This is a genomic window from Legionella tucsonensis, assembly GCF_001468035.1.
GTDB lineage: Bacteria > Pseudomonadota > Gammaproteobacteria > Legionellales > Legionellaceae > Legionella > Legionella tucsonensis.
Map to the genome: position 1 here is coordinate 2,501,838 of NZ_LNZA01000001.1, position 16,430 is coordinate 2,518,267.

Sequence of the window (16,430 nt, forward strand, 5' to 3'; positions counted from 1 at the left end):
CAGGTTCATTAATACCAATATAATTGTCTAATGACTTAGACATTTTTTTCACACCGTCCAAGCCCTCAATCAATGGGGTCATCATGACTACTTGTGGTTCAAGACCGTAATGCTTTTGTAGTTCACGGCCCATTAACAAATTAAATTTCTGATCTGAACCACCAAGTTCAACATCCGCTTTGAGGGCAACGGAATCATAACCCTGCAGTAAAGGATACAAAAATTCATGAATTGCAATTGGCTGGCCTGTAGTATAACGCTTGTTGAAATCATCACGTTCTAGCATTCGTGCAACCGTATGCGTTGCCGCCAGGCGAATTAAATCCACTGCGCTAAATTGGGCAAGCCATTGAGAATTAAACGCCACCCTTGTTTTAAGAGGATCTAAAATTTTAAAAACTTGTTCCTGGTAAGTTTTTGCATTTTCAATAACTGTTTCTTGGCTAAGAGGTAACCGTGTTACGTTTTTTCCAGTTGGGTCACCGATCATCGCGGTAAAATCACCAATTAAAAAAATGACCTCATGTCCATATTGCTGGAATTGTCTTAGTTTATTAAGTAATACAGTATGTCCCAAATGCAAATCAGGTGCAGTTGGATCAAAACCTGCTTTTATTTTTAAAGAAGTTCCTTTTTGTAATTTTTTTTCCAATTCATGCTGCGGAAGTACCTCCTCACAGCCTCTTACTAGCTCGGAACATACTGAATCTTCGACTATCATGACATCAAAACCTTTATAAATGATTGACCTATCTTCTCACACCGAGTATCTTAGCCCGGTTGGCAATTTCCTGCCATACCTAAAAGGTGATTTAAGATAATTTGTCATCCGAAATTTAATAAATGCAGACAATGGCATAATTCTGGATGGCAATGTATAGGCAAACGATGGATAAGAAACCTTATATATATATCGAAAAACGAAAAACAAATAAAAATAAAAAATCTAAGCCATCTAAGGTATTAATGGGTTTTGCCTTGATTATTGCTTTTTCGCTTCCCTACTTCCTTGTAAAAAAGTTTTCTCATAATCCTCAGCAAAGACCCACAACTCAATCCACTACTCTTTCCGATCTGGATGAGGATGGATCTGAAGAATACCAAGATGAAGCGTATCAAGAAGAGACGTACCCAAATGAAGAAGAACAGATTGCTGAAGAGTCTCCGTCAGAACTTACTAAAGAAACAGCTAAAACAGTTGTAGCGAACGTTGTTAACACAGTAAAACCCGTCAAAAAAATCGTCAAGGATAATGAGTGGCAAACCATTAGACCCAGATCAGGTGACTCTATGGCTACTTTATTCAAACGTCTTGGATTAACGGCACAAAATCTACATTTAGTTATGCAAAAAAACCCTTATGCAAAAGCGCTTACTGCAATAAAGCCAAGTCAGGATCTGAAATTTTTAATTAATAAAAATAAATTAGAAAAATTAGTTATCCCGATGAACAACATACAAACATTAACAGTTTATAGGGATGGAGCAGTTTATAAAACTAGAGTTGATTCCAAAAAAGTAAAAACCCAAGAGCGTTATATTGCTGGCGTGGTTAAGGGTTCTTTATACTCTACGGCCCAAAATTTAGGGATCCCCAGAAAATTAATTCAACAAATGACTACGATTTTACGCAAGGAAATCGATTTTTCCCGCTCCGTTCGAAGTGGTGATCGATTCTCTATCGCTTATGATACGTTGTATGTAGAAGACAAAATGGTGGGTATTGGTGATATTGTGGCTGTAAGCTATACCAATCAAGGAAAGACCGCTCAAGCGATACGACATGTTAGTAAAAATGGTACTCGTGACTACTATACGCCCAAAGGAGAAAGCTTTAAAAAGGCTTTTTCACGCTATCCCATTAAATTTAGCCATATCAGCTCAACCTTTTCAAACTCCAGATATCATCCAATACTACACTATAAAAGAGCCCATAAAGGCATCGATCTTGCAGCACCCATCGGCACTCCGATTCAATCAGTCGGTGATGGAACTATTGCCAGCATTGGTAGGCATAATGGCTACGGTAATATGATTGAAATCAAGCACGATAAAACTTACAGCACTCTTTATGGGCACATGCTTCGATTTGCAAAAGGTCTATCAAAAGGCAGCAGAATAAAACGAGGACAAGTGATTGGCTATGTAGGTCAGACAGGTCTCGCGACAGGCCCTCATTGCCATTATGAACTGCATGTTCATAATCAACCAAGAAATCCAACAACAACCTATTTGCCTACAGCATCCCCTGTTCCTGCGCGAGAAATGGCTCAATTTAAGGCAAAAGTACGTAATGTATTTGCTCGTTTAAAATCACTTGAGAAAACAAGTTTTGCCAGCAAAGATAAGGGTAAGAAGGAAACAAAAGCTGGATAATCTTTTTCATCAGAAGCGAGTGATTTTACTAGCTTGGGAATTAGCGACGTACCGCAGCGGCTCAAATTAATTTCTGTTAGATATTAAGAGAGATACTCAAGAAAATATCATCCAAACAAATAACGACAAACAATTACTGCAGCAATAATTCCGGCGAGGTCCGCGAGTAAACCCGCTGGAATAGCATGTCGTGTACGTCGGATTCCTATAGAACCAAAATATACGGCAATGACATAAAATGTTGTTTCTGTTCCTCCCATCATAGTTGCTGCAATTTTAGCAATGAGTGAATCACCACCATATTGATGAATCAATTCCGCCATCACTCCTGTTGAAGCACTTCCTGAAAAGGGTCGGATTAAGGCCAACGGTAATACCTCTGGAGGCATACCAATCATGGCTAGAAGTGGGGCAAGAAAATTTGCTAATAAACTAAAAAAACCGGAAGCACGCAACATGCCTATGGCAACGATCATTGCAATTAAGTAAGGAACAATATTCAAAATTGTGTCAAAACCTTGTTTTGCACCAATAATAAACGCATCAAACACATTAATTTTTTTTATTGCACCATATAGAGGAATGCCCACGATAAAAATTAAAAGTATCCAGTTGGATAGTTGATTGGCAAATCCGCTCATAAACTGTTTTTCCTTCCAACGCGAAACATAGGTAACTTTTCTAACTGTTTTACAGAAATAATTGCAACCAAAGTAGAAATGATTGTTGCGATCAAGGAACTGACTATAACACTACTTGGATTAGTACTGCCATTTGCTGCCAAATATGCAATAGCGGTAGCAGGAATTAATTGCACGCTCGAAGTATTAATTGCTAGAAAAGTACACATGGAGTTCGTTGCAATTTTTGCATGTTGATTCAGTGCTTGCAGCTCTTTCATCGCTTGCAGCCCAAAGGGAGTTGCTGCATTGGCAAGCCCTAGCATATTAGCGGCAAGATTCATGGTTATAGCTCCCATTGCAGGATGTTCGGTAGGAATATCAGGAAATAACCGTCTTAAAATCGGCCTAAGCATTTTTCCCAGCAAGGAAACCAAACCTGATTCATTCGCTACAGACATTATTCCTAGCCATAAAGTCATGATTCCCGCTAAACCAAGAGCAATTTCAAAGCCAAGCTTGGCTGACTCAGTGACAGAACGTGCAACTGCATCAATACGTCCCTCAATCACCCCAACTATTACAGAAATCAGTATCATCCCCAACCAAATTAAATTGAGCATTCTTGCCTCCATACTTTGGAACAGGTTAAAATGTAGTTATTTTTTGGCTTTAGATAGAAAAAACTGATGAAATACACACTTACTCCCTTAAAGCATCTGATTTTTATAACCTGCCTTCTTATTGCTTTTCAAAGTAATGCTTTTGATTCAAATGGTACTGAAAAACAGGCTAATTCCTCAATAGAGAAACTATATCATAGTCTAAGCAGCATGCCGAATAGTTCCATGCCGGACAGAATAGATTGGATTAGCAGCCAATTTTTAGGGGTGCGTTACCTTCTTGGTTCTCTTGGAGAAGGTTCAACAGCGCGATATGATCAATTTCCCAAATACCGTGTTGATGCGTTCGACTGTGATACCTATGTAAACACCGTTTTGTCTTTAGCCGTGGCAAATTCCCTTGCATCATTTCAACAATGTATAAATAACATGCGCTATAAAAATGGAACTGTTTCTTATCTGCAACGAAATCATTTTACTGGCTTGGATTGGAATCAAAATAATCAACATAGCGGAATACTAAAAGATATTACCCTCACTATTAAAGATCAAAATAATCAGTCAGTGGCCAAAGTTGCGGATGCAATCATTAATAAGCCCAATTGGTATGCCTTTAAAACTGTAGAAACAATTAGACTGCAAAGCGCAGATAAAGTAAAAGAAGAAAAACGATTGGCCGAATTAAAGAGAAAAGGTGCCAAATTAGAAATCACTTCAGAAAAAGTTCCTTATCTTCCTTTTAGCGCGTTATTTTCCGAAAATAAACCCAATACGTATTTATTCGCACAAATTCCTCATGGAGCAATTATTGAAATTGTTAGACCAAACTGGGATCTAAGTCAAAAAATTGGTACCGCGTTAAATATTTCACATTTAGGCTTTGCAATTAGAAATAATGGTCAATTGTATTTTCGCGAAGCTTCGTCAGAATACGATAAAGTAGTTGATGTTCCGTTGATTGATTATCTTGAAAAAGCGCGAAATAGCCCAACGATTAAAGGAATCAATATCCAAATCGTTGTACCTAAAAGTCCATTAACAGACTGTAAAATGCCTGTTTAAAACCAGACTTAATTTAGGTAAACTACGAAAACAAATGTAATCTTCTGGTCCCCAGTCAATCCCGATTGTAGCGGGGATGACGGGGCGCTTCGCTGTGTTCACCCAGTCTACCAGGCATTAGGATCATAAATAATGAATTACGAATTAACACAAAAACCTACTTTATCAACTAGCGAATGTCTTGTTCTTGGAGTGTTTTCTGATGCTGGGTTAGCCGGTTTTGCTTTGGATCTTGATAAGGAGCATCATGGTCTAATCAGCAGGCTTATTGAGAAAACCTCTGAAATTGGCGATATACAATGGCATCATGATGTGCACCACGGTAGCATATTAATCATTCAATGTGGCGAACAAGCAAAATTTACTTCTTCTCAGCTAAAAAAAAGACTGGGTGAGATTACTGGGGTGTTAATTAAACACCGCATCCGGACTGCAACTGTATGCTTACCGCTAATGACTCAATATTCTGCGGATTGGCAATTGGAACAAATGGTTATTCAAATAGATAATCAAAGCTATCAATTACTGGATTTTAAAAAGAAAAAAGCAAAACCTCATCAATTAGAAACCATAATTTTTTATTTGCCCCATGCCAGTGAAGACGGATTAAAATCAGGCCAGGCAATTGCAGCAGGTGTTGAGTTGACGCGTCATCTGGCAAATATGCCTGCCAATATTTGTACCCCTACTTATTTGGGCGAACGAGCAATACAGCTCGCCAAAGAATTCAAACAATGCATGAGTTGCAAGGTGATGGGACCCGATGAAATGCGCAAAATGGGTATGGAAACTTTATTAGCAGTTGCCCAAGGTTCAGCCCAACCACCAAGACTCATAGATATCCATTACAAAGGAGGTGGTGATTTACCTCCAATAATTTTGGTGGGTAAAGGAATTACTTTTGATTCAGGCGGATTATCCATCAAACCGGCAAATGCGATGGATGAAATGAAATATGATATGTCTGGTGCTGCCAGTGTATTAGGCACTTTAAAAGCCTGTGCGTTGTTAAAGCTTCCCATCAATGTTATAGGTTTAATTGCCAGTGCCGAGAATATGGTGAGTGGCACCTCAGTTAAACCGGGAGATATTGTCACCAGTATGTCTGGACAGACTGTCGAAATTATTAATACCGATGCCGAAGGTCGTCTGGTCTTAGCTGATGCGCTAACTTATGCAGAACGATATCAACCCGAATTTGTCATCGATGTCGCAACACTTACTGGTGGAATTATTGTCGCCTTAGGGACTGTAGCGTCCGGTTTTATGACCCTGGATGAAGAGTTAGCCCAACTAATTGAGAAAGCAGCTAAAGAAAGCAACGACAGAGTTTGGCGTATGCCTTTAGATGATGAATACCAAGATGCGCTTGATAGCCCTTTAGCAGATATGATCAATGCAGGTTTTGATCGCACTGCAAGTAGTATCACTGCAGCGTGTTTCCTGTCCCGCTTTACAGAAAAGTATCGTTGGGCACATTTGGACATTGCAGGTACAGCTTGGGCTTTTGGTAAAAATCGGAATGCCACGGGCAGACCTGTTCCCTTACTCACTCAGATAATACGCCATGCCACTAATTCGCGTTGATTTTTATTTATTAGCAAGTGACCAGAATGATACTCGTTGGCTGGTCGCCTGTCGCCTTTTGGAAAAGGCTTATGCTAAAGGCCATAAGGTTTATGTCTTATGCAACAATAAACAGGATGCAGAACTTTTAGATGAGCTGTTATGGACTTTTAAAGAGGACAGCTTTATTCCTCATAACCTGCAGGGTGAAGGACCAGAGCCCCCTCCACCAATACAGATTGGTTATGAACAAGAGCCCAGAGGGTTTAATGATATTTTGTTAAATCTTTCCAACTCTATCCCGTCTTTTTACGCTAGATTTAAACGTATAATGGAATTAGTAATAAATGTAGAAACTGAGAAAGAACAAGGTCGCGCACATTATAGGGACTATAGAGCAAAGAATTGTGAGCTGCATACACATCAGATTGAGGTGAAATAGCAAGAGCGCCCATCATCGTTCAACTCGATGTGTAGCTAGACACCATGCAGCGGAACCCAGAGATTCTGGTCATGAATAAATCCCTTAATCCTGGGCTTCGCTTCACTGCATCCAGACCCCACAAAATATAAAAAAAATCAAAACTTCAGAGCAAGACCTTAATCCCAAAGAACATCTTTATCTTTTTTTATTGCGGCGTGTAGTAGGCTAATTAAAGGAACAGCACGTTTTTCCAGGCTGATTTCCTGTTCGTTGTCTTCATCATCCTCGGCAATTTTTTTTTCTTTTTTAAGACCGGCTTGCAGCCGCTCTAATGCTTCGGGAAGATGTTCGGATTTAATTGCTCCAGGAATGGTACCGCTATGCCCCATTAAAGAAAGCAGCCGCTTGGCTATATCTGCAAAATAAGTAATATCTTCATAGGCATCTGTATGAAACGTTATTAACATCAAAATCTCCTTTTTATACTCGACATTTTTATTACCCATAAACCTTTAGCAAATATTCTGCAACAGTACGTAATCCCATCGCTTCCCCCCCCTCAGGCTTTCCAGGTCTACTACTTAAATTCCATGCCATAATGTCAAAATGCATCCATGGTATGGATTTGGTTACGAAACGTTGAAGAAATAATCCCGCAACAATTGCTCCTGCATAAGGATGATCACTGGAATTAGTTAAATCAGCAACACTTGAACGAAGCAATTCTTCATAGGCAGAAAATAAAGGCAAACGCCATACAGGATCTGCTGCTTTATGAGATATTGCCATCACTTCTGCAGCCAATTGATCATTATTGGTAAACAGAGCAGCCATTTCAGTACCTACTGAAACTCGAGCGGCTCCAGTTAAAGTCGCAAAATCAATGAGTAACTCAGGCTGCTCTTCGCATGCCTTTACCAAAGCATCAGCCAATACCAAACGCCCTTCTGCATCTGTATTATGCACTTCCACTGTTAAGCCATTACGCATTGTTAGAACATCACCAGGTCTAAAGGCATCAGGTCCAATTGCGTTTTCAACCGCAGGAATAAGCATCTGTAAACGCACAGGTAAGTTGCGGGCCATAATCCATTGCGCAAGACCTATTACATGTGCCGCACCGCCCATATCTTTTTTCATTAACCGCATACCCGAGGCCGATTTAATATCCAGGCCTCCGCTATCAAAACACACACCTTTTCCTACCAAGGTAATATGAGGATTTTTCTCATCGCCCCAAGTTAATGACAACAAGCGAGGCGCTGATTTGGCAGCACGACCAACTGCGTGAATTGCTGGAAAATTATCTTTTAGTAATTCATCGCCAACCCATTGCTTAAATTGTGCTTTATGTGTTTTAGCTAATTGCTCCACTGCTTCAGCTAATTCTTTGGGACCTAAATCACTTGTCGGTTTATTTATCAAATCCCTCACCAAAAAATGAGCTTGGGTTAATGCCAAAAGAGGATTTAAATCATCTGGATGAACCATTAAAAGTCTGGGTTGTAGATCTTGTTTTTTATATGCTTCAAAACGATATTGCGCCAAAGCCCAGCCTATTGCCGCTTCCTGAGTACAGCCACCTTGCACCTGATAAATATAGGGAGGAAGTAATAGTGCCGCATTGGCTAAAGCTTGAACCTGATTACCCTCACCTGTACCAACATAAGCTTTATCAATTAATCCATCTGCATTCTGAATAAAACAAGAGTCACCTATTTTTCCTTTAAATTGATACAAGGCAAGACAATTTTGTTCTGCTGGAGTAAGCATGTTTAGTCCTTCTTCCCATTGACTTTGTGAAATCAAATAAAGAGGAATCGCTCTGTTACTCTGAGTTTCATAAAATAATTTTGCTTGCATATTTTTATTCCTTCACTTGGCCACGGAAATGAGTGGGTCTAAGTCCGGCTAATCCCAGGGCTAATAAATAAATGATTACGGCAACTAATACGTGAACAGATAATAAGCCTAAACGCATGCCAGGAGAAAAACTAAGCCAATAACTTACTGTATCATTCATGAAAATTAAATAAATACTAATTGCTGCGTTAGCAAAGAGTAATTGCATACAGTATTTTAACCATCCGGGAGAAGGCTTGAACACCCCACGTTTAATCAGTAAAAATAACAAAGTGCCGCAATTGACATATCCTGCCAATGCTGAGGCTAATGTTAAACCCGCATGTGCAAAATGCCAAACAAATAGAAAACACAATAACGTATTAACCACCATAGAAATGGCTCCCACTTTAACTGGGGTACTGATGTCTTGTCGTGCATAAAAACCAGAAGCCAATACTTTGACCATCATAAAAGCAGGTACGCCTGCTCCAAGAGTAATCAGGCTTTTTTGCGTTTGAATCACATCGTAGACAGTGAACTTACCATAAGCAAAGCAACTAGCAATTAAAGGCATAGCAAACAAACACAATCCCAAACTCGCAGGAATTCCTATAAGCAAAATAGAACGCAAACCCCAATCCAGCGCACTTGAGTATTGGCTTATACTTTGTTCGGCATGTCTTCGAGATAAATGCGGAAGAATCACCGTTGCAATCGCTACGCCAAAAACTCCTAAGGGGAAATCTGTAAGTCGGTCTGTATAATACAACCAAGAAACACTGCCAATTTTTAAAAAAGAAGCAAAAATACTATCAACCATTAAATTAAGTTGGGCAATAGAAACCCCAAATAAAGCCGGGATCATGAGCTTAAGTACTTTATTCACTCCAGCATCATTTCTAACCAATTGAGGTTTTACCAATAAATTCCGTTGATGCAAAAAAGGAATTTGAAAAAGCAACTGCACAATACCAGCAATGAGAACCCCCCAAGCTAAACCCACTACAGGTCTTGGTAAATGAGGGCATAAATAAATCGCTGCAAGAATCATACTGATATTCAGTAGTACCGGTGTAAACGCAGGGATTGCAAAATAGCCATAGGTATTTAATACAGCCCCAGCCATAGCAGTCAACGAAACCAACATTAAAAAGGGAAAGGTAATACGCAGCATTTCTGTAGCTAATGCAGCACGGCTACTGTCATGACTAAAACCAGGAGCGAATAAAAAGATGATCACAGGTGCAGCAAACATTCCAATTATAGTGACAACACTAAGAATAGAACCTAAATATCCTGCGATGCGCGCAATAAAAACACGTACATCGTTTGGAGAGCGTGTTTTTTGATATTCGGCCAGTACAGGTACAAAAGCTTGCGCAAATGCTCCTTCTGCAAAGAGACGACGCATAAAATTAGGAATACGGAATGCTACAAAAAAAGCATCCATACCGGCTTGGGCACCAAAAAAACTGGCAAGGACCATATCACGCAAAAAACCTACAATACGTGAAATAAAGGTCATTACTGAAACCAGTGTCGTTGAACGCAATAAGCTCTGCCGTTTAGGTACCATAATCTCTGGATCGGTTGCTGACATAATTTTTATGCACAAAGTAAAATACTTTATAATATACCTAAATGAATCGGCTGTCATAACCTTAAAAACAGCGCATCAGTTTTTGCATGGACCAAAGTTAGGTAACTATCATATCCCCCTAATGCCGTTGATCACAAATAATACACACTGAAATTGAGATAATCAATTTATACTTTGGAAACAAAGAAGTCTATTGACAAATTCTAACTCATTGTGCATGATCATCATCTTTTTGTACCGTCTGAATGAGTGGAGATTTTTAAGTGGCAAATATTAAATCAGCGATCAAACGTGCTCGCCAAAACGTAAAACTACGTCAACACAACGCCAGTGCACGTTCTATGTTCCGCACTTACATCAAAAATGTAATTAAAGCTGTTGAATCAGGTGATAAAGAAGCCGCTCATGCTGCTTACACCAAAGCACAACCCATTATTGATAAGGCTGCTGGAAAAGGTTTAATTCATAAGAATAAAGCTTCTCGTATTAAAAGCCGCCTGGTAGCTCGTGTTAAGGCAATGACCGCTTAATCTTTCAATTCATAAACCTCGAACTGGCAGTGCCAGTTCGATTTCTTTTTATACCACTGATATACGAAAAGGCTAACTGCTTAGAGAAAAGGGCTCGTTCATTGCTATTAATTTGGCTCTTGCATGTAATATCTCTTCCATTAATGATTCATGTACATTGAATGATTCCAATATAGTAAGAAAATGTCTATTTTTTTTCAGGATCTCGATAATTTGTTCATCCACTCGCTCGTCTTTTGGATAAGGTAATAATCGTTCTAAAACGCCATTAAGGAATCGATTACTTTTTTGGATTTCTCCTTCTATTTCATCAACAGTATCTAGCGTAGTAGCTTCGTGCAGGCGCTCTTTAAAAAGCTCTTTTTGATTTTCAAATAGCTCTGCAATAGATTTAAGCTCTTTTAGTTTTTTAATAAAAATTAATAATTCTGTTTGTTGTTCCATGGTTAGTTTGGATAATGCTTCCTGCAGACTTAATAATTCTTTTTTGTCTATAACATTTTTTGTTGCAATTTCTGTATAACGCAACAAGGTCATTGCATTTTTGAAATTAGGGAGATCAGCCATGCATACTTTTACTTTTGACATCGTCTCTTCATCTGCTCCATTTGTAAGCTCCAATAAAAAACAATGAACTTTTTTTTCTTCGTTGATTATCATTTGAACAACATTATAGAACTCTTCTTTTGTATTTGCCATATAGAGCTGATTTTGCAACTCATTCAGTGTGCTACAAAAAGTATCAACTTTTATTTTAACCTCAGTAAAACTATCAATGATTCGCTTAGTATTACTCTTTTTTTCCTGAAAAAGCCTACCCATTTCTATTTCCTCAATATAATTAGCATCGAGCATTTTAAGTTATTAATGCTGTTGATAGTACATTGGCTTTCTCCCGCTGCAGCGTACTTTCATTTTCTTTTTGCAATTGGCCTAGGAAAGTAGAGCTGCTATGCTTACTCAGCACCACTTCCAATTTAGTTACCTTCGGTTCGGTAGTTGTTTCGGTTAAACCCAAAGCAGGTACCACAGTTTGTTCAGGATTAACCAACTCTTTTTTTGCATGGTCAACAAGAACAGAAAAGTCGCCAAGCATACTCGGTGCTTCCTCCCTGTCAGTTTCACAACTATCAGTCCCTATCACTTCTTCAGCGCTAGCTAATCTTTTTCTTGCATCTTCAAGCATAAATGTTCTTGCTTTCTCTATGGCAGATTGAACGCTGTGCGCCCACTTTGGAACGTCGGGTAGTTCTTTTTTAAGTTTATCATCCCTACCCATACTCGGTGGTTTAGCTAGATATCGTGTTCCTTTAATTTCACTCGAATCGGTTATCTCAGGAGTGAGTCCTCTGCTTCCTCCTGTACTTCTGAACGCCACGAATTCATTATATTCATTATCCACTTTTTCTAATAATGCACTTAGGCTTTCCGTTGTTAGGCCCTCTCTAACAATCCGTTCTATTTCCTTTCTGGCCGCTTGATAATCTACCTTTAGTTCTGTCATGTTAATTCGACAAGGTTCCTGTTGATGGGCAAATAACTCCAACTCAATCACATCTTCTAATTCTAGTTTTTGTGATGGAGAGCTAAAGTATTCTTCTTCAAGTGAAGGATTACTCCCATCTTTTGTAATCCATTTTATGTAAAACTGTTTAAATTGTTCACAAATCTCCTCAATTTCACCTTTTTGAAAAAATTCTTGATAAATTTCAGTTTTGGCAAGAGCGCTCATGTGTTGATTAAAGTCTTTAGGTGTATACGCTTTATTATTCTTTAATCGATAATGATTGTGATTATGTCCGAACTCTAATGGTAGATGATGCATTAACTTACCATGGAGATCATCACTCCCTCTGAGATATAAATCGCATCCATCCTCAACTTCTTTATGAGCCGCAGCAGCAGCATTATATAATTTATCTCTGAATTCTTGAGGGTATTGATCCATTCCATCTGGAACCCAAAAGTACCAAGTTAAACTGAATCCTTTAACCTGGACCGCAACGCGAACTTCGATTGTTTCGCCTTCATCCCTAATTTCATAAACAACTCCTTTGGTCAATCTAAACTTATATCCTTCTTCATTAAGCTCTTGCTCTCTCTTTCTATATTGTGCTTTATTACCTGATGCAACAAGCAATTGCAGCTCTCTAGTTTGTTCTGTATTTTGATATGAAGTAAATTTTTTAGCGACATGTCTTTTCTTTAAAAAAACAAAAAAAGGGTTTGGCATAATGACACCATTAATTACAAAAAAATCACATATTGGTCGGTCATTTTAACTTGTGATTAAAATATAGTCAATTATTATTCATTTAGAAACACCAATAAAGCTATTGGATATTAAAAGAAATTTTTAAATAACGTATAAGAACACGAATTTAAAGGGAGCTACAACTAGTATTGTTTTCGTCTATCTCTTCTTTACTTGCCTCTCTTGCTTCATCTATAAAGCAGGGTTGAAAAAAAAGTTGTTTTTCAACCCGATTATTTCTTGTCAAAAAAAAACCAGAATCAAAGGAAACCGAACTTGCCTTTCCACTTTCAGTTCCAAGGAGCCGAATAATATCCGCTTGAGTCAAGGAGTGTACTTTTGCTACTTCTTTTACAAAAACTAATTTTGGTTCACCAGCTAAAGAAAATGACATTTCTATTGCTGATATAGAGGAAGCCAATGTATGAATGATATTGTGAAGCTTCGTTTTTAAAAATGAATTCTTACTACGATTCAATGCATCTATTAATAGCAGTAAAGGTGAAAGCGTATAATCACCTATAGTACTTTTTGGAGCCTGGTGGGTAAAAGCAGAACCTAATTCTTTGGGATCACTTTTTATAAAATCATTTAAAAATTCGATAATTGGTTCTACTTGAAGTTGATGATCGATGGCAGCAATCAACGCACGTACTATCATCATGATGCCATTCAGATCAGCATGCTCACCGACATGAATTGTTTGCATTAATGCTGAATTAACTTTGCCCTGTGCATCGCTCTTCCATATCTGATGTACGGCATCAATCAAATCACTTAATACTTCTGAATTTTTATTAATGTATGCAGCAGAAACCAGGGAAATAAGAATAATATGCAGTGCATGCTTGCCTTTATAAGGACCTATTTCATGAATTTTACATAAAGAATCAACCAAGTTAGCAGGACAAATCTTATTTACATCCATCAGAACACGGCTAAGAATTTGCACTACTTTAGAATCATCCCCTACTGCATTCTTTACTACACCAACTAATACATAGATACTGCTTTTACCTTTAAAAGAACCATAAATAATTTCTTCAGTTAAAGCAGCACTTATAATTCCAGGTGATTTCTTAACAAAGCATCTTAAAAGTTCAGCAATTAATTCGGCTGTGGGCTGATTATCAGGTATAGCAGTAGCATTTGCCAAAGCACGCGCAAGTACAAGAATCGCATTCTTTCCTTTTTCACTGCCTTTTTCTATATTTTTTGCAATAACTAAAGAAAGTTCATCACCTGTTTTCTCTAACAGTTGGCTGAAGATATAGTTAATTGCCACAACCATTGAATTACCTCTGTAATCAAAAGTAGCAGTAAATAAATTATCCATCCAAGCATAAGCAACAGTTTGTCCCTCAAAAGCACCCTCGAGAGTCTGAGAGAGGATTGAAACTAAAATCTCTGGATTTCTATCATCGTATAATTTATATAGAAGCGCACAAATTTGCTGTACTGCGTTCTCATCATGCAGATTCGTCGCACATTGAAGCGCATACGTTAGCCAGTAACCAAAATTACTTTCTACTATAGTGCCAGATGGAGTATTCGTTATGAAATTATTAAGCTCAGCAATCAACCAATTAAGGTCTACTCTCAAAAGTTTGGGAGTCTTAGAGCCTGGATATTGATCAAATGGGATAGTTAGAAAACCTGTTGGGAAAAGGTCTAGAGGATCACCCATGTGAATTTGTCCTAAAAAAGTACAGCATTGTTTTTTTATTATGATACCAAATGAATTGATACACAAGAAATTTTATTGGCATCAAACTATTGATTTGAACAGTCGCAGTCTGGATGCAGCGAAGTAAGTTCTGACTCACTTCTTGTTCATAGTACCCAGACCACTATTTTTTAGAAACTCTTTCAACTCAAGACACTAGGTCGGTACAGATACCAACGAAGTTACATGTTCTTCATTTTCTATATAATTTCTTCCTATTATCTCACATAGATTTTTCTTATCTCTTTTTGATAAATAAGAAGCTACCGCCTCAAGAGGATTATAATCTCGCTCATCTTCAGGGGAAGAAGTCTCAGAAGGGTAATCCTTATCAATTTTCCATTCATCCACTATTGCCATGTAGATAGAGTTAAAAAGCATTTTCGCCTGATGAATTTTAGCGTGTAATTTTTTCTCTTCCTTACTTCGGGGTGCAGAAAATAAAAAAAGAGCAAAGCCTTGCCAACCTGATATTTTAGTATCTTTTTTAGGTTCAATAATGGCAAACTCTCGATAGCATCTAACGACCAAATCAGCTAAATCATCTTTATATTTAGTTAAATAATTCTTAGCTTCATCTTCTTGGTATTTTTTAGACAAAGATGCATTTCTTATTGCCCACTCCAAACTCTGTAACTTACAGACAATATACTTCACCTCATTGCGATACTCTGCATCTATGTTAAATAAATCTACGGTATCTTCTGATAAGCTATCAAAACACTGTGGCGGTACGCTCCAATATAATTTAACATCTTTATCTTCCCAATTTCGAAAGAAAACCTGTTTTCCTGATGATTTAGTATGTGGGCGTAATGTTCCTTCACTATGTAATAGAACAGGCTCTAAACCAGAAATAAATCGTGGTAAAGAGGAACTTTTGAAAGGTGCAAGTTGTTTTTCAGTGAGAATGCCTTCTAAAAGAGAAACTGTCCTGGTTTTACATGTATTTGAGTTTTCAAGACTGGGTATAGGTAACCAAAATTCAATTCCAAAGAAACCAACCTTCTTAAAACCCACTGATAGATGAAAATCGAAAGGCTTAAGCCTGGATGGACGTCCTTCCATTTTTGCTTTAATTTGCTCGATTTCATAAATTTGTCTGGAATAGGCTTCTTCCTTATAAATTCGCCCTTTCTTTGCAGGATCTGTTTTGAAATTTTGACCATCACCAACCACTTCCTTAATGGCCGCTTCTTGCTCTGCGACAGCTGTTACGCATCGCTTTTGCAGCTCTTCAAACTGCTCTTGGGTAAGCTCAAAAGTATATCCATGTAAACCATGTCCAAGATCCATAAAACGAATTTCTTCGTGGGTTAACATGCCGTGATTGCCTTGAAAATCAACATCTAAACGATTTTTGATTTTGAATTTCTCTAAACAATTATTTTTATCTCCCGTACTGGTAACACCATAAAAGCCCCAAGTCTCAATCACTTCAAGCAACCGTTTGCTTTCATCCAGTTTTGAGAGAAAAAAAGAACCATGCCAAAAAGGATTTCCACCTATAGTATGATCAAATACGCAAAAAGTTACCGTATATTTCATCTCAACACCCCTGTTATTTGAATTTAGACATTCCGTTGTAAAAAAACCAGATAAAACAGTAGGTATTTTGAGTAAAAATTATAAAATATGCAAGAATTTATCCCATGAAAAAAAATAAACCCAGGGTGTGTTGACACCCTAAAAAAACTTTTTAATTTAGATTAAAAAAATTATAAACTTGGGTTCTGTTGTCAACAAACCCTAGCAAAATTAAATAAAGCCCGGAAAAACTATAGAGAGATGTTTTCCCGGGTTA

At 37.9% G+C, this 16,430-nt stretch carries 15 protein-coding genes (1 of these 15 only partly in view); 5 read left to right on the forward strand and 10 right to left on the reverse strand.

Annotation, left to right across the window (positions count from 1 at the left end):
• Nucleotides 1-721, reverse strand: partial view of a tyrosine--tRNA ligase gene (tyrS, locus tag Ltuc_RS11045; protein ID WP_058521307.1) — the 5' portion only. It extends 476 nt beyond the left edge of the window; the window shows 721 of its 1,197 coding nt (coding positions 1-721); it begins with the start codon at nucleotides 719-721; its stop codon lies off the left edge, out of view.
• Nucleotides 722-888: 167 nt separating this feature from the next.
• Between tyrS and Ltuc_RS11050 the strand changes: the two genes are divergently transcribed.
• A complete protein-coding gene (locus Ltuc_RS11050) occupies nucleotides 889-2,376 on the forward strand; it encodes a M23 family metallopeptidase (RefSeq protein ID WP_058521308.1) in 1,488 nt (495 codons plus the stop codon).
• A 107-nt stretch (nucleotides 2,377-2,483) separates the two neighbouring features.
• On the opposite strand, the gene Ltuc_RS11055 is transcribed toward Ltuc_RS11050, so the two are convergent.
• Both Ltuc_RS11055 and Ltuc_RS11060 read right to left on the reverse strand, forming a co-directional pair.
• The gene (locus Ltuc_RS11055) at nucleotides 2,484-3,017 is read right to left on the reverse strand and encodes a spore maturation protein (RefSeq protein WP_058521309.1); all 534 of its coding nucleotides are present in this window, start codon (nucleotides 3,015-3,017) and stop codon (nucleotides 2,484-2,486) included.
• Nucleotides 3,014-3,619 carry a nucleoside recognition domain-containing protein gene (locus Ltuc_RS11060; RefSeq protein ID WP_058521310.1) on the reverse strand — a complete coding sequence of 202 codons (606 nt, stop codon included), beginning with the start codon at nucleotides 3,617-3,619 and terminating at the stop codon, nucleotides 3,014-3,016. The genes Ltuc_RS11055 and Ltuc_RS11060 overlap by 4 nt, the downstream gene beginning before the upstream one ends.
• Nucleotides 3,620-3,685: 66 nt before the next feature.
• On the opposite strand from Ltuc_RS11060, the gene Ltuc_RS11065 reads away from it, so the two are divergent.
• The 3 genes from Ltuc_RS11065 (at nucleotide 3,686) to Ltuc_RS11075 (ending at nucleotide 6,689) form a co-directional block, all read left to right on the forward strand.
• A complete protein-coding gene (locus tag Ltuc_RS11065) occupies nucleotides 3,686-4,681 on the forward strand; it encodes an N-acetylmuramoyl-L-alanine amidase-like domain-containing protein (protein ID WP_058521311.1) in 996 nt (331 codons plus the stop codon).
• A 132-nt stretch (nucleotides 4,682-4,813) separates the two neighbouring features.
• Complete coding sequence (locus Ltuc_RS11070; protein ID WP_058521312.1) at nucleotides 4,814-6,268, forward strand: leucyl aminopeptidase; 1,455 nt, start codon at nucleotides 4,814-4,816, stop codon at nucleotides 6,266-6,268.
• Nucleotides 6,249-6,689: a DNA polymerase III subunit chi gene (locus Ltuc_RS11075; RefSeq protein WP_058521313.1), complete on the forward strand. Its 441-nt coding sequence runs from the start codon at nucleotides 6,249-6,251 to the stop codon at nucleotides 6,687-6,689. Before Ltuc_RS11070 ends, Ltuc_RS11075 begins: the two co-directional genes overlap by 20 nt.
• Nucleotides 6,690-6,847: 158 nt before the next feature.
• Here the strand turns inward: Ltuc_RS11075 and Ltuc_RS11080 are convergent, their stop codons facing one another.
• From Ltuc_RS11080 to murJ, 3 genes are read right to left on the reverse strand one after another with little or no spacing between them, the layout of a single operon-like run.
• Nucleotides 6,848-7,138, reverse strand: a complete 291-nt coding sequence (locus tag Ltuc_RS11080; RefSeq protein ID WP_058521314.1) for a DUF1840 domain-containing protein — start codon at nucleotides 7,136-7,138, stop codon at nucleotides 6,848-6,850.
• 31 nt (nucleotides 7,139-7,169) lie between these two features.
• Nucleotides 7,170-8,534 carry a leucyl aminopeptidase family protein gene (locus Ltuc_RS11085; RefSeq protein WP_058521315.1) on the reverse strand — a complete coding sequence of 455 codons (1,365 nt, stop codon included), beginning with the start codon at nucleotides 8,532-8,534 and terminating at the stop codon, nucleotides 7,170-7,172.
• Nucleotides 8,535-8,538: 4 nt separating this feature from the next.
• Nucleotides 8,539-10,116: a murein biosynthesis integral membrane protein MurJ gene (gene murJ, locus Ltuc_RS11090; RefSeq protein WP_058521316.1), complete on the reverse strand. Its 1,578-nt coding sequence runs from the start codon at nucleotides 10,114-10,116 to the stop codon at nucleotides 8,539-8,541.
• Between the two features lie 263 nt (nucleotides 10,117-10,379).
• Between murJ and rpsT the strand changes: the two genes are divergently transcribed.
• Complete coding sequence (gene rpsT / locus Ltuc_RS11095; protein WP_058521317.1) at nucleotides 10,380-10,646, forward strand: 30S ribosomal protein S20; 267 nt, start codon at nucleotides 10,380-10,382, stop codon at nucleotides 10,644-10,646.
• Nucleotides 10,647-10,718: 72 nt separating this feature from the next.
• Here the strand turns inward: rpsT and Ltuc_RS11100 are convergent, their stop codons facing one another.
• From Ltuc_RS11100 to Ltuc_RS11115, 4 genes are all read right to left on the reverse strand, one after another.
• Nucleotides 10,719-11,468: a hypothetical protein gene (locus Ltuc_RS11100; RefSeq protein ID WP_058521318.1), complete on the reverse strand. Its 750-nt coding sequence runs from the start codon at nucleotides 11,466-11,468 to the stop codon at nucleotides 10,719-10,721.
• A gap of 34 nt (nucleotides 11,469-11,502) precedes the next feature.
• A complete protein-coding gene (locus Ltuc_RS11105; protein ID WP_058521319.1) occupies nucleotides 11,503-12,879 on the reverse strand; it encodes a hypothetical protein in 1,377 nt (458 codons plus the stop codon).
• Nucleotides 12,880-13,027: 148 nt separating this feature from the next.
• Entirely contained in the window at nucleotides 13,028-14,587 is a 1,560-nt protein-coding gene (locus tag Ltuc_RS11110) for a hypothetical protein (RefSeq protein WP_058521320.1), read from the reverse strand.
• Nucleotides 14,588-14,782: 195 nt separating this feature from the next.
• Nucleotides 14,783-16,174: a hypothetical protein gene (locus tag Ltuc_RS11115; RefSeq protein WP_058521321.1), complete on the reverse strand. Its 1,392-nt coding sequence runs from the start codon at nucleotides 16,172-16,174 to the stop codon at nucleotides 14,783-14,785.
• Nucleotides 16,175-16,430: the final 256 nt, after the last annotated feature.

Coding starts and splice junctions, on each gene's coding strand:
- Ltuc_RS11060 (WP_058521310.1), bottom strand. CDS start 3,619: ATGCTCAATTTAATTTGGTTGGGGATGATACTGATTTCTGTAATAGTT.
- Ltuc_RS11050 (WP_058521308.1), top strand. CDS start 889: ATGGATAAGAAACCTTATATATATATCGAAAAACGAAAAACAAATAAA.
- Ltuc_RS11080 (WP_058521314.1), bottom strand. CDS start 7,138: ATGTTAATAACGTTTCATACAGATGCCTATGAAGATATTACTTATTTT.
- Ltuc_RS11065 (WP_058521311.1), top strand. CDS start 3,686: ATGAAATACACACTTACTCCCTTAAAGCATCTGATTTTTATAACCTGC.
- murJ (WP_058521316.1), bottom strand. CDS start 10,116: ATGTCAGCAACCGATCCAGAGATTATGGTACCTAAACGGCAGAGCTTA.
- Ltuc_RS11075 (WP_058521313.1), top strand. CDS start 6,249: ATGCCACTAATTCGCGTTGATTTTTATTTATTAGCAAGTGACCAGAAT.
- Ltuc_RS11115 (WP_058521321.1), bottom strand. CDS start 16,174: ATGAAATATACGGTAACTTTTTGCGTATTTGATCATACTATAGGTGGA.
- Ltuc_RS11085 (WP_058521315.1), bottom strand. CDS start 8,534: ATGCAAGCAAAATTATTTTATGAAACTCAGAGTAACAGAGCGATTCCT.
- Ltuc_RS11070 (WP_058521312.1), top strand. CDS start 4,814: ATGAATTACGAATTAACACAAAAACCTACTTTATCAACTAGCGAATGT.
- Ltuc_RS11100 (WP_058521318.1), bottom strand. CDS start 11,468: ATGGGTAGGCTTTTTCAGGAAAAAAAGAGTAATACTAAGCGAATCATT.
- Ltuc_RS11110 (WP_058521320.1), bottom strand. CDS start 14,587: ATGGGTGATCCTCTAGACCTTTTCCCAACAGGTTTTCTAACTATCCCA.
- Ltuc_RS11105 (WP_058521319.1), bottom strand. CDS start 12,879: ATGCCAAACCCTTTTTTTGTTTTTTTAAAGAAAAGACATGTCGCTAAA.
- Ltuc_RS11055 (WP_058521309.1), bottom strand. CDS start 3,017: ATGAGCGGATTTGCCAATCAACTATCCAACTGGATACTTTTAATTTTT.